10 protein-coding genes and 1 riboswitch are annotated in these 13,408 nt (G+C 63.6%); of the genes, 7 read left to right on the top strand and 3 right to left on the bottom strand.

Going from position 1 to position 13,408, the window contains the following annotated elements; all coding sequences use genetic code 11:
• Complete coding sequence (locus tag AC1DQR_RS07310; RefSeq protein WP_477132802.1) at nucleotides 1-465, bottom strand: DUF4863 family protein; 465 nt, start codon at nucleotides 463-465, stop codon at nucleotides 1-3.
• 89 nt (nucleotides 466-554) lie between these two features.
• On the opposite strand from AC1DQR_RS07310, the gene AC1DQR_RS07305 reads away from it, so the two are divergent.
• The 4 genes from AC1DQR_RS07305 to boxA all read left to right on the top strand — a co-directional run bounded on the left by AC1DQR_RS07305 (nucleotide 555) and on the right by boxA (nucleotide 6,234).
• Nucleotides 555-1,529, top strand: a complete 975-nt coding sequence (locus AC1DQR_RS07305; protein ID WP_477132801.1) for a helix-turn-helix transcriptional regulator — start codon at nucleotides 555-557, stop codon at nucleotides 1,527-1,529.
• A 115-nt stretch (nucleotides 1,530-1,644) separates the two neighbouring features.
• Complete coding sequence (gene boxC, locus AC1DQR_RS07300) at nucleotides 1,645-3,303, top strand: 2,3-epoxybenzoyl-CoA dihydrolase (protein WP_416051632.1); 1,659 nt, start codon at nucleotides 1,645-1,647, stop codon at nucleotides 3,301-3,303.
• 104 nt (nucleotides 3,304-3,407) lie between these two features.
• On the top strand, nucleotides 3,408-4,835 hold the full coding sequence (gene boxB / locus AC1DQR_RS07295) for a benzoyl-CoA 2,3-epoxidase subunit BoxB (protein ID WP_174424313.1): 1,428 nt from the start codon (nucleotides 3,408-3,410) through the stop codon (nucleotides 4,833-4,835).
• Between the two features lie 118 nt (nucleotides 4,836-4,953).
• The gene (boxA, locus tag AC1DQR_RS07290; protein ID WP_477132800.1) at nucleotides 4,954-6,234 is read left to right on the top strand and encodes a benzoyl-CoA 2,3-epoxidase subunit BoxA; all 1,281 of its coding nucleotides are present in this window, start codon (nucleotides 4,954-4,956) and stop codon (nucleotides 6,232-6,234) included.
• Between the two features lie 52 nt (nucleotides 6,235-6,286).
• Here boxA and AC1DQR_RS07285 read toward each other — a convergent pair whose 3' ends face one another.
• The gene (locus AC1DQR_RS07285; protein ID WP_416051634.1) at nucleotides 6,287-6,799 is read right to left on the bottom strand and encodes a 6,7-dimethyl-8-ribityllumazine synthase; all 513 of its coding nucleotides are present in this window, start codon (nucleotides 6,797-6,799) and stop codon (nucleotides 6,287-6,289) included.
• Nucleotides 6,800-6,885: 86 nt separating this feature from the next.
• Nucleotides 6,886-7,049: riboswitch (FMN riboswitch) on the bottom strand.
• Nucleotides 7,050-7,157: 108 nt separating this feature from the next.
• Nucleotides 7,158-8,246 (bottom strand): MBL fold metallo-hydrolase, encoded by a 1,089-nt coding sequence (locus AC1DQR_RS07280; protein WP_477132799.1) that lies wholly within the window; start codon nucleotides 8,244-8,246, stop codon nucleotides 7,158-7,160.
• Between the two features lie 168 nt (nucleotides 8,247-8,414).
• Between AC1DQR_RS07280 and AC1DQR_RS07275 the strand changes: the two genes are divergently transcribed.
• The 3 genes from AC1DQR_RS07275 to AC1DQR_RS07265 all read left to right on the top strand — a co-directional run bounded on the left by AC1DQR_RS07275 (nucleotide 8,415) and on the right by AC1DQR_RS07265 (nucleotide 13,235).
• A complete protein-coding gene (locus tag AC1DQR_RS07275) occupies nucleotides 8,415-9,041 on the top strand; it encodes a TetR/AcrR family transcriptional regulator (RefSeq protein ID WP_416051636.1) in 627 nt (208 codons plus the stop codon).
• Nucleotides 9,042-9,838: 797 nt separating this feature from the next.
• Nucleotides 9,839-12,322, top strand: coding sequence for a type VI secretion system Vgr family protein (locus tag AC1DQR_RS07270; protein ID WP_477132798.1), 2,484 nt, complete (start codon nucleotides 9,839-9,841; stop codon nucleotides 12,320-12,322).
• Nucleotides 12,323-12,338: 16 nt separating this feature from the next.
• Nucleotides 12,339-13,235: a DUF4123 domain-containing protein gene (locus AC1DQR_RS07265; protein ID WP_477132797.1), complete on the top strand. Its 897-nt coding sequence runs from the start codon at nucleotides 12,339-12,341 to the stop codon at nucleotides 13,233-13,235.
• Nucleotides 13,236-13,408: the final 173 nt, after the last annotated feature.

Raw genomic sequence — 13,408 nt, 5'->3', positions numbered from 1 at the left:
TCAGCGGGTGAAGTCGATGCGGCCGTCGGGCAGCAGGTAAAGGACGAGCGCGCGGCCGTGGCTGACGGTGGGCCGGTGTGCGCTGCCCGGCGGGCAGACCAGCCAGCCAGCGGGGCGGCAGTCGAACTCGGCGGCGGCGTCAATTGGCACGATCAGGTCGATCTCGCCATTGGGGTGCGTGTGATGCGGCCCGGCGATGTCTTGCATGTCGACCACGTCGACGGAGAACCCGTGCAGGTCCTCGGCCGGCTTGAAGATGCGGCCATAGCGGATGCCGCCGCCCTCACGGTCGCACAGCCAGCCCTCGGCCACGCCGGCCTGGCAGGCCGCCTTGAGTTCGCTGTATGTGGTGCTGCCTACGCCATGCTCGGCATTCAGCCAGGTATCCAGGGCGGCATCGAGTGGGCGGCCGGCAATGCGGGCCGTGAGCCGCGCGATCTGCTCGCGCAATTCGGTGGGGGACATGGAAGGGGCTCCGTTAGACTCAGCCGGGTTGCATACCCGCGCTTCATGCATTATTGTGCATGTGTGAAACATAGAGCCACCAAGAAATCATGTCAAGCACTATATTGCATGTTCCCGGGTTAACGCGGGAGRCTGCCGACGAGCAGGACGCCGATGCCGCGCCAGGCAACGGTAGCGCCGCGGAAGCCGGCGGGGTGGAGAAAAACGCCTTTCTCGCCGCATTGGGCGAGCGCGTGCGTGAGCTCCGCTCGCGCCGGGGGCTGACCCGCAAGGCCACGGCGCTGGCTGCCGGGGTTTCGGAGCGGCACCTGGCCAACCTGGAATACGGCAGTGGCAATGCTTCCATCCTGGTGCTGCTGCAGATCGCCTCGGCGCTGCATTGCTCGCTGGCCGAATTGCTTGGCGATGTGTCCACCTCATCGCCGGAATGGCTGCTGATCCGGGAACTGCTGGAACACCGTGACGAAGGCACGCTGCGCCGCGTGCGCATTGCCGTCGGCGAGATGCTCGGCACCGGCGGCGGCAACGCCGCGCGCAGTCCGCGCGTGGCGCTGATCGGGCTGCGCGGCGCCGGCAAGTCCACGCTGGGCGGCATGCTGGCGGAAGACCTGGGCTTTCCCTTTGTGGAGCTCAGCCGCGAGATCGAGAAGTTCGCCGGCTGCAGCATCTCCGAAATCCAGGGCCTGTATGGCATGAACGCCTACCGCCGCTATGAGCGGCGCGCGCTGGAGGAAGCCATCCAGATCTATCCCGAAGCGGTGATCGCCACGCCTGGCGGCCTTGTGTCCGATCCCGCCACCTTCAACCTGCTGCTGGCCCATTGCACCACGGTGTGGCTGCAGGCAAGCCCGGAAGATCACATGAACCGCGTGCGCGCCCAGGGCGACTTCCGCCCGATGGCCGCCAGCAAGGAGGCCATGGAAGACCTGCGCCATATCCTGGCTGGCCGCGCGGCCTTCTATTCCAAGGCGGAGTTCAGCGTCGACACCAGCGCCGAGCCGCTGGAACCCACCTTCCTGGCGCTGCGCGAGCGCGTGCGCTACGCATTGCAACTGCCGCTCTGACTCCTTGGTGTATATGCACAATATTGCTTGACGGAGTTTTGATGCATGAATTATAGTTCTTTCACCAACACCCAATCCATGCACTATTGTGCTTCATCGCTGAGGAGACACAGCCATGACTACCGCCCCCCGCGTCGAATACCAGACTGATCCGTCCCAGTACAAGCACCTCAAGCTGACCTTCGACGGCCCCATAGCGACGCTGGCGGTAGACATCGATGAGAACGCTGGCCTGCGTCCTGGCTACAAGCTCAAGCTCAACAGCTACGACCTCGGCGTCGACATCGAGCTCAACGATGCGGTCAACCGCATCCGCTTCGAGCATCCCGAGGTGCGTACCGTGGTGGTCACCAGCGGCAAGGACAAGGTGTTCTGCTCCGGTGCCAATATCTTCATGCTGGGCGTCTCCAGCCATTCCTGGAAGGTGAACTTCTGCAAGTTCACCAACGAGACGCGCAACGGGCTGGAGGATTCGTCAAAGCACAGCGGCCTGAAGTTCCTCGCCGCGGTCAACGGCGCCTGCGCCGGCGGCGGCTACGAGCTGGCGCTGGCCTGCGACGAGATCATCCTCGTCGACGACCGTTCCTCCGCCGTGAGCCTGCCCGAAGTGCCGCTGCTGGGCGTGCTGCCCGGCACCGGCGGCCTGACCCGCGTGACCGACAAGCGCCACGTGCGCCACGACCTTGCGGATATCTTCTGCACCACCACAGAAGGCGTGCGCGGCCAGCGCGCCAAGGACTGGCGCCTGGTGGACGACATCGCCAAGCCCGCCGTCTTTGCGCAAAAAGTGCAGGAACGCGCCCAGGCCCTGGCTGCGCAGAGCGACCGCCCGGCCAACGCCAGCGGCGTGGCGCTGACCCCGCTTGCGCGCACGCTGGAGGCCGACGCACTGCGCTACACCCACGTCACCGTGGAGATCGACCGCGCGGGCCGCAAGGCTACCTTCACCGTGAAGGGCCCATCCGCCACGCAGCCGACGAGCGTCGCCGCCATCGCCGAGGCCGGCGCCGCCTGGTACCCGCTGCAACTGGCACGTGAACTCGAAGATGCCATCCTGTCGATGCGTACCAACGAACTGGATATCGGCACCTGGCTGATCAAGACCGAAGGCGACGCCGCCAACGTGCTGGCGATGGACGCCACGTTGCTCGCCAACCAGGATCACTGGCTGGTGCGCGAAACCATCGGCCTGCTGCGCCGCACTTTCTCCCGCCTGGATGTGTCCTCGCGCAGCCTGTTCGCGCTGATCGAGCCGGGCTCGTGCTTTGCCGGCACCTTCCTGGAGCTGGCGCTGGCGTGCGACCGCAGCTACCACCTGGCGCTGCCGGACGACGAGGCGCGCGCGCCCAGGATCACCGTGGCCGAGACCAATTTCGGGCTGTACCCGATGGTGACCGGACAGAGCCGCCTGGGACGGCGCTTCTACGACGAGCAGCCGGCGCTGGACGCGGTGCGCGCCAAGGCCGGCCAGCCGCTGGACGCCGACGCCGCATTCGCGGTGGGCCTGGTGACCGCCAACCCCGACGACATCGACTGGACCGATGAAGTGCGCATCGCGCTGGAAGAGCGCGCTGCCATGTCGCCGGACGCGCTCACCGGCATGGAGGCCAACCTGCGCTTCAATGGCCAGGAAAACATGTTCACCCGCATCTTCGGGCGGCTCACTGCCTGGCAGAACTGGATCTTCCAGCGCCCCAACGCGGTGGGCGAGAAGGGCGCGCTCAAGGTCTACGGCAAGGGCGACAAGGCCGCGTTCGACTGGAACCGCGTCTGACCTGATAGCGCCGATATCGCTGATATCGCACCCGAATCCGAACCCGTAGCTGAACCCGAACCCGAACACGCCGCATCCAACGCATAGCCAGCCCGGAGACCATGATGTCCAGCATCAACTACAGCGACAAGATCCCCAATAACGTCAACCTCAGCGAAGACCGCACGCTGCAGCGCGCGCTCGAGCAATGGCAGCCCAACTACCTGAGCTGGTGGAACGACATGGGGCCGGATGGCTCGCAGGACTTCGATATCTACCTGCGCACCGCCATCAGCGTCGACCCGCAAGGCTGGGCGCACTTTGGCCACGTGAAGATGCCGGACTATCGCTGGGGCATTTTCCTGAACCCCGCCGAGGCCAACCGCAAGATCCACTTTGGCGACCACAAGGGTGAAGACGCCTGGCAGGACGTGCCTGGCGAATACCGCGCTAACCTGCGCCGCATCATCGTCACGCAGGGCGATACCGAGCCCGCATCGGTGGAACAGCAGCGCCACCTCGGCCTGACCGCGCCGAGCATGTATGACCTGCGCAACCTGTTCCAGGTCAACGTGGAAGAAGGCCGCCACCTGTGGGCCATGGTCTACCTGCTGCACAAGTACTTCGGCCGCGACGGCCGCGAAGAAGGCGAAGCGCTGCTGGAGCGCCGCAGCGGCCAGCAAGACAACCCACGCATCCTGCAGGCGTTCAACGAGCAGACGCCGGACTGGCTGTCGTTCTTCATGTTCACCTATTTCACCGACCGCGACGGCAAGTTCCAGTTGTGCGCGCTGGCCGAGAGCTCGTTTGATCCGCTCGCCCGCACCACCAAGTTCATGCTGACCGAGGAAGCGCACCACATGTTCGTCGGCGAGAGCGGCGTCTCGCGTGTGATCCAGCGCACCTGCCAGGTGATGAACGAGCTCAAGACCGACGACCCGGCCCGCTTGCGCGCCGCCGGCGTGATCGACCTGCCGACCATCCAGCGCTACCTGAACTTCCACTACAGCGTGACCATCGACCTGTTCGGCGCGGATGAGTCGAGCAACGCCGCGACCTTCTACAGCACCGGCCTGAAGGGCCGCTACGAAGAAGGCAAGCGCGCCGACGACCACGTGCTCAAGGGCCAGACCTACAAGGTCCTGCAGGCCAGCGGCGGCCAGCTGATCGAAAAGGAAGTGCCGATGCTCAACGCGCTCAACGAAGTGCTGCGAGACGACTACATCAAGGACAGCGTGGCCGGCGTGGAGCGCTGGAACCGCGTGATCGACAAGGCTGGCATCCCTTTGCGCCTGAAGGTCCCGCACAAAGCCTTCCACCGCAATATCGGCGCGCTCTCCGGCGTGAAGATCTCGCCGGATGGCCGGGTGATTTCGGACGCGGAATGGAAAGCCAATGTCGACCAGTGGCTGCCTAGCGAGACCGACCGCGCCTATGTGGCCAGCCTGATGGGCCGCGTGGTCGAGCCCGGCAAGTTTGCCGGCTGGATCGCGCCGCCGGTAATGGGCATCAACCGCCAGCCGGTGGATTTCGAGTACGTGCGCTTCAACTGAGCGTCGCGAGTCGAAAGCCAGAAATCGAAAGTCAAGAATCGCAAGAAGGCAGGGGCCCGGCGGGCTCCTGCGGCAAAAGGCCCCGGCCACAGGGGTCGCATCACCCCCGGAGTTCGCCATGGACATGTCCGACATCCAGGTCATCAGGCAGCACCTGATCGACCCCGAGATCTGCATCCGCTGCAATACCTGCGAGGCCACCTGCCCGGTCGCGGCCATTACCCACGATGCGCGCAACTATGTGGTCGATGCGGACAAGTGCAACGGCTGCATGGCCTGCATCTCGCCATGCCCGACCGGCTCGATCGACAACTGGCGCACCATGCCGCGCGCCAAGGCCTACGGCATCGTGGAGCAGTTTGGCTGGAACACGTTGCCTGACGAACTCTCCTCCGAGCAGCTTGCCGCGCAAGGCGTGGCGGCGGATGCCGAGCCGGTTCTCGAGTCCGCCCCGGCGTCATCGCTGGCGGCCGTCACCGGCGAAGACGGTTTCAACAGCGCCCAGTACGGCGCCACCGTGCCGCCGTGGTCGGCCGCACACGCCTATACCAACCTCTACGGCGCCAAGGCCGCCGCCCGCTCTGTCACGGCCACCGTGGTTGGCAATGCGCGTGTYACCGAGGTCGGGCGCGACTACGATACGCACCATATCGTGCTGGACTTCGGCACCGCGCCGTTTCCGGTGCTGGAAGGCCAATCGATCGGCATCGTGCCGCCGGGCGTGGATGCCAGCGGCCGCCCGCACCATGCGCGCCAGTATTCGCTGGCCAGCCCGCGCAATGGCGAGCGGCCGGGCTACAACAATATCTCGCTCACCATCAAGCGCGTGCTGGAAGACCACCAAGGCAACCCGGTGCGCGGCGTGGCATCGAACTATATGTGTGATCTTCAGGTGGGCGACAAGGTGGAAGTGATCGGGCCATTTGGCGCGAGCTTCCTGATGCCCAACCATCCGCGCTCCCATATCGTGATGATCTGCACGGGCACCGGCAGCGCGCCGATGCGCGCGATGACGGAATGGCGCCGGCGGCTGCGCAAGTCCGGCAAGTTCGAGGGCGGCAAGCTGATGCTGTTCTTCGGCGCGCGCACGCAGGAGGAGCTGCCTTACTTCGGCCCGCTGCAGAGCCTGCCCAAGGACTTCATCGATATCAACTTCGCGTTCTCGCGCACCCCGGGGCAGCCCAAGCGCTATGTGCAGGACGTGATGCGCGAGCGCGCGGCCGACCTGGGGCCGCTGCTGGCGGACCCGAACACCTGCTTCTACGTCTGCGGGCTGAAGAGCATGGAGGAGGGCGTGGTGCTGGCCTTGCGGGACGTGGCGCAGCAGGCGGGTTTGTCGTGGGACACGGTGGGCGCCGCGCTCAAGAAGGACGGGCGGCTGCACCTGGAGACGTACTGATTCCCTGAAGATGCGCGCCGCGTCCCCGAGCCCTAGTGCGGGCCCGGTCCGGTCACGCCGCCAGCTTGCTCAGGCTTTCCACCGTCTTGATGCAGGCCTGCGCCGCCTCGCGGCCCTTCACGACGAAGTGCTCGCTGAAGAATTTGCGGTGGTCTTCGTGATCGTGGAAGCTTTTCGGCGTCAGCACGGCGGAAAGCACGGGCACCTGCGTATCGAGCTGCACGCGCATCAGGCCGCTGATGACGGCGTCCGCGACAAACTCGTGGCGGTAGATGCCGCCATCGACGACAAAGCCCGACGCCACGATCGCCGCATAGCGCCCGGTGTCGGCCAGCTTGCGTGCATGCAGCGGGATCTCGAACGCGCCAGGCACTTCAATCACGTCCACTGCCTCGCGCGCTACGCCGCGCGCGGCCATTTCAGCGAGGAAGGCGTCGCGGGCTTGATGAACGATATCCGCATGCCATTGCGCGTGGATAAACGCAAAGCGCCAGGCCGGATTGACGGGAGCGGTGTCCTGGAGGTCGCGGTGGTCGCGCTGGACAGGAGAAACTAACTGATTCATGGTCTTCTTCAGAAGAGTGGGTTACCAGAATCAGGGCGCACGAGTTTAGTCCCCCGGCCCGGGAGACGGGGCGGGGAACAGAAACATCGCGCTCTCTTTCATCCGGACTATGACCGTCGGCTTCGGATTTGCACCGAATCTGCTGACCCCGGCTCTCGGAGACTTCGAGGAGAACCGGGCGCTCGCGGGCTTATGCGAAAAAATCGCCATCACCGCCGGTGGGGACTTTCACCCCGCCCTGAGAACGCCGATGCAGGCGCGAAGCCTGCAACGCAGCCATGATACACCGTGATGCGATTGTGAGTTTGGCGTGGCTCAGGCCAGCCGTTTGGCCGTCATGCGCCCGACATTGTTTTTCTCAGGGCTGTTCGTTGACGATGCGCGGGCTTGCGGCAGGCGTCGATTTGCGGTTGCGGCGCGTCTTCACGTCCAGCCACCAGCGATCCGCGTTGTGCGCTTGCAGGATGCTGACGCCCTCGCCCATGCGCGGGGTGCTGACTGGAACGCCGCGCGCAGCGGCCAGCGCGATGATGCGGTCGAAGGGCTCGTGCCAGGCGTGCATGGCCAGGTCGAAGGTGCCGTTGTGAATCGGCAGCAGGCAATTGCCATTCAGGTCGATATGCGCCTGCAGGGTCTGCTCAGGCTGCATGTGCACGGCGGGCCAGTTCACGTCGTAAGCGCCGGTTTCCATCAGCGTGAGATCAAATGGGCCATAGCGCTCGCCGATACGCTTGAAGCCGTCGAAGTAGCCCGTGTCGCCACTGAAGAACACGCGCAGATCGGTGTGCAGAATCACCCAAGACGCCCACAACGTACGGTTGCCGTCAAACGGCGTTCGCCCGGAAAAATGCTGCGCCGGTGTCGCGACAAAACGCACGCCCTCCACCTCGGTGGTTTGCCACCAGTCGAGCTGCCTCACCTTGCCCGCGTGGATCCCCCAGTCGATCAGGCGATCCCCTACGCCGAGCGGCGTCAGGAAGTGCTCGGTCTTGTCCGCCAGTGCCATGATGGCCGCGCGGTCCAGGTGATCGTAGTGATCGTGCGAGAGGATCACCGCCTTGATGGGCGGCAAGGCGTCGATGCCAATCGGCGGTTGATGGAAACGCTGCGGGCCAGCCCACTGCACCGGCGAAGCGCGCTCGCTAAAGACCGGATCCGTGATCCAGAATGCGTTGCGTAGTTTCAGCAGCACGGTGGAATGCCCAAGCCGAAACACCGTGTTGTCTGGCGCGGCGAGCAGGTCAGCCTGCGTCAACGTTTGCACCGGAACCGGGCCGGCTGGCTGGGTGTCCGCGGGTTTGTCGAAGAGAAAGCGCCAGGCGATGCCGAGGGTCTTGAGCAAGCCGCCGTTGGGCGGCCCGGCCAGGGCGCGAGCCTGGCTCGCGCGCGATTCCGGCGACTGGGTGTAGCTCTGGCTGCTGACGGGGCGGGGCGAATGATTGGTCATGATGGCAATCAGGATCCAAGGTGGGGGGCAGGGCAAGCGGCGGGGCCGTTCCATCCCGCTTCGATTTGCAAAAACTGTACTGCACAGTGTAGTTTCCATTTTCTGGAAAGTAAACTTGTCGGTGTAAAATTACCCATTTCCCCAACGCCAAGGCCCCCCAGGAACGCCATGCCCCCAGCCCAACGCCTGACGGATCGCAAACGCGAAGCCATCATTCAGGCCGCCATCGCCGAGTTTCGCGACAACGGCTTCGAAGTCACCAGCATGGACAAGGTCGCCGCCCGGGCAGCGGTTTCCAAGCGCACGGTCTACAACCACTTTGCCAGCAAGGATGAGCTGTTTGCCGAGATCCTTTCCCAGTTGTGGGAGAGCAGCCAGGGCGAACTTGACACGGCTTACGCGAGTGACCAGCCGGTGGATGCGCAGTTGCGCGAGTTGGTGCGCCTGAAGATGAACATGCTCAACAACGCCAGCTTCATGGACCTGGCACGCGTGGCCATCGCCGAGACCATCCACTCGCCGGAGCGGGCGAGGGAAATGGTCGCCAGGCTGGGCGAGCGGGAAGAGGGCATCCATGTCTGGATACGCGCGGCGCAGGCCGACGGCAAGCTCAAAGCGGCGGATCCCGCCTTTGCCGCTTGTCAGCTGCAGGCGCTGATCAAGGCGTTTGCCTTCTGGCCGCAGATCACCATGGGACAGCCCCCGCTGGATGCGGCGATGCAGCGGCAGGTGGTGGATTCGGCGGTTGCGATGTTTCTTGCGCGGTATGGGGTGCAAGGGGCGAGAGAGGGCTGACGTGCCTGAAATGCCCGCGGCGCCCCGCCCGCGCCTGGCATCGCCAGTTCATCCGGCCACCAGAGTCTCGACGATGCCACTGCCGCCGTGGTAAGTAGCGTTAAATGCCTGCCCGCTCGCGGTCGGAAGACGGGCGCACATCCACATCGTGGCAAATCAACGGGTCCAGCTCATCCAGGATGCCGCCGCGGCAATCGCTCTCCCGGTGCAACGTGCCGCCCGTGGTTAGCCTTGAATTGGGCGCGCCAAGGCAATCTCTCCCGTGAACGGCATCCAGTGCGGCCCGCCTTGGCTATCGTGCCCGAGCTCCTGCTGGCTTCGCAGTAAGCCAGGCCGCCGATCTTCGCATCATGTTGGGTCCCCACCCGCCAAAATAAATCCCGATGGGCTGCATTTATTCCCGCCTGTGCACTCCATCATGATTTGAAATTTTAAAAATTGCCTCCCATTTTCTCGCAATAATTCACCTTGATCAATCGGACGTGTCCTAATTTGATGTGAATATTTTTGTTCTCTGTGATACGTACTTTCTATCCCGTAATTTTACGAAATCTTGGGGCAAGTGCGGCCGCCTTCTTATGCTCAAGTAAAGACGGCGCAAGACATAGGAGTGCGTGTTAGGAATTAGGAATGATGACTAGGAATAGTGGGAAAATTCTGAATTTACCCAATTATTTGAATTAGTTAACAATCATGAAGAACTCTTTGCGTATAAGATCGCGTTCTCCCCGCAACGAGTGTCTTGTCTGTATCGCGGTCACCTTGCGGCAATCCTTACTGCCAGGAGGCCACCCCGCATGGGTATTCGCGACAACCTGCCATTCCTCTCCAACCGGACGGTCACTGTAAAAGGAGCAAGCCTGCCACAGGTGCTGGGCGAGCCCGTGCTGGTCTTCTCGCGCCTCACTGGCACCGATGGCCTGAATGGCCTGTTCGAGTATCAGCTTGAACTCAGAACGCCGGATGCGCGCAACGCATCCTTTGGGCCGGCGGCCGACCTCGACAAGAAAGCACTGGAGGGCCAGGAACTGACCGTCGAGATCGAACTCGATGGCAGCGGGATGGGTCTCGATGGTGGCGTCGGGGCCGGCAAGCGTGAAATCACCGGGTTGGTGACGGAGGTGCGTGGTCCCATCCAGGCCGATCGCCATCTCATCTATCGACTGACGCTGCGGCCATGGTTGTGGCTGGCCACACTGAACGCCGGCTTCAAGATCTATCAGAACCTCACCGTCGTCGAGATCCTGGACCAACTACTGTCCAAGTACATCTTCCCAGTGGAGATGCGCCTGAATGTAGCGCAATACCCGAAGCGCGTGTTCCAGCAGCAGTTCGGCGAGACGGATTTCGACTACTTCCAGCGGCTGACCCAGGAATGGGGGATGTCGTGGTTTCACGAGCATTCCGAGGGGCACCACCGTCTCGTGCTCACCGACGGCAACGGCGCCTTCCGCAAATTCACCAGCCCCGCCTACCACACGATTCGATGGCACCACTCAGCGGACCGCGTCGATGAAGAGCATATCTATGACTTCGAGGTCATCGATCGTCTGGTGGCCGGAAAGTGGCGCAGCAACGATTACGATTTTGTGAAGACGCGGGCGGACCTCACGGTAGCCGCCAGAGATCCGCGCGACACCGCGCACTCCACGCAGGAAATCTATGAGTATCCGGGCGACCACGCCCAGCCCTCTACCGGCAATGACCCATGGGAGGAGGGCGCGCTCATTGCCCGCATCCGGATGGAAGCGTTGCGCCAGCATGGGCTGCGTGGCCGCGGCAAGGGCAACCTGCGCGGTGTGGTGCCGGGATGCACGTTCACCCTGGCCAAGTATCTGATGCTTGACGCCAACTGCGAGTACCTCACCTACGCGACCAGGCTGCTGATCGAGGAGGTCCCGCAGGCCTCGGGGCAGAGGCAGTCATGGTGCTGCGAGGTCGAGTTCGAGGTCCAGCCCACCAGTGAGGTCTTCCGCCCGGTACGCACCCAGAAGAAGCCATGCACGCAAGGCCCCATTTCAGCAACGGTGGTTGGCCCGAGCGGCCACGAAATTCATACCGACGAGTACGGGCGCATCAAGATCCAACTGCCCTATGACATGTACGGCAGCAACGACGAGCATAGCTCTTGCTGGGTGCGCGTCTCCAATGCCTGGTCTGGCGATCGCTTTGGCTCCACCCATGTTCCGCGGATCGGACAGGAGGTGCTGGTCGAGGGGCTGCACGGTGACCCGGATTGCCTGATCGTCACCAACCGTGTGCCAAACCGGCTCAATCTGCCACCGTGGGAGCTACCCGGCCAGCAAGCCATCTCCGGCTTTCGCAGTCAGGAGTTGACCGGCGGCAATGGCAAAGGCGGCGGGCGGCACAACAAGATGCTGGCCGACGACACGGCCGGCGAGCCGCAGGTGCAGATCGGCTCGGACTACCAGGCCTCCGAGCTGGCACTGGGCCACAACGTCAGCATTCACGACTTTACCGGCCGCAAAGGCAAGCGCGGCGAAGGCTTCGAATTGCGCACCGACGCCTGGGGCGCGCTGCGCAGTGCCATGGGCATGTTGCTGACGACCCACAAGCGATCATCTGGCGGCGACTATGCCATGAGCATGGGTGACATGGTCGACGCGCTGCAGCACGCCGAGAGCCAGACCGAACAACTGGCCGAAGCGGCGCAGACGGCCGGGGCACAGGACGGCGAGCAAAAGGCGGTGGCCAGGGCCATCGCCCAGCAGCATATGGCGCTCAAGGGCGACGGACCACTCAAGGAATTCACCGCGCCGCACCTGGCGCTCACCAGCCCGGTCGGCATTGCCACGGCCACACCGGGGCTGACACATCTGCAAAGCGGAACCCACGTTGCCATCACCACCGGCGAGCACATGTCGGTGACCACGGGCGGCGGGTTCCTCGCCAGCATCCGCAAGGCGTGGCGCGTCTTTGTCTACGAAGCCGGCATGCGATTTGTCGCGGCCGTCGGCGACATCGACGTGCAGGCGCTGAAGAACTCCATCCACCTGCTGGCCATGCTGGAAATCACCGCCACCGCGAACCGCATCGTCATCAAGGCCAAGGAAGAGTTGCTGCTCGATGGGGGCGGCAGCTATATCAAGCTGATCGGCGGGCGGATCGAACACGGCACCGACGGTGCCTGGGTCGTGCATGCCGCGAGCAAGAACATGACCGGGCCGAGCAGTATCCCGGTCGACCTCAAGCCAAAGCAGGTCTGCATTGAATGCCTGCTGAAAGCTGCCGCACGAAACACAGCGCTGGTGCCACGCTAGCCGATGGAGGCCCATCATGACCAAAGAGAGCAACCCGATTCATATCTATGCGCTGGTTGACGGCGCGCAGCATCCCCTTCCGATCCGGGACGCCCTCCAGGGGGCGCCGGATATTCGCAATGTCTACGCCGGCCTGCCCGAGGACGCCGCAGAAAACGCCTCGCTGTTCCTGGCCCGCATTGACAACGCGAAGGCGCAATGGCTGTCAACGCTCGACAGGCTGGATCACCTTGCCCCCTGCCTGACGCTGATATGGAGCCGCGCCGGCATCGGCGAGCTGGCCGCACACCTGCAGTCCTTCCTTCTGGCTGACATCGGCGATGGGATGACCGCCCTGGTCCGGTATTTCGATCCGCGCAATCTGGCCTTTGTGCTGGAAGTCTGGGGCAAGGACATCACAGAAGAACTGATGAAGCCAATCCAGCAATGGAAGTACCGCGGCTATGCGGAGGACTGGCAGCGCATCGACGGCCTGCTGGATGGCACCCAAACCGTGGCGTATCCCATCAAGATCTCGCTTAGTCAGGAACAGGTCGACATGATCACCACGCATTGCGAGGCAGATCAGCTTCTCGCGGCGCTCGTTGAAAACGGCGACGTCAACGGGGATGGGCCCTATTTGGAGCGTTTCGAGGCGTTCGAGGCGCGCTATCTGCGTGCGATCCAATGGGGCCTGGAGGAGCCGGCCGACCGCCTGTTGTATTGCCAGTACAGCTACCTGTATGGCGCGGATTTCGATAGCCATCCCGACGTGCGATCCGCATTTGAGCGGAGCACCCCAGACCAGTCCTTCGGAGAGCGGCTTGCCAGCGTATGGCCGACCGTCTGGGAGTCGTTGCTGGCCAAACAGCAAAAAAAAGCGCCCCGAGATTCGATCCTGCCCGCGCCTGACAAACCGCTACCCGGTTCCTAGGAGGCCATTTCCAAAAGATGCCGGCGTCGTTGCGCGGCCTTGGCCGATCCACTTGTACTGTCTGCGGCCGCGCGCCTGGCCAGAACCGCTTCGCTTCATTTTGAAGCAGCTTCTAAACATCAACCACCAACGCACCTCCAACGCACCTCCAACGCACCTCCAACGCAACTATC

The sequence above is a fragment of the Cupriavidus sp. 05L411 genome (assembly GCF_056398045.1).
Note: the sequence above shows the minus strand (reverse complement) of the source record. Positions and strands in the feature narration are given on the sequence as shown.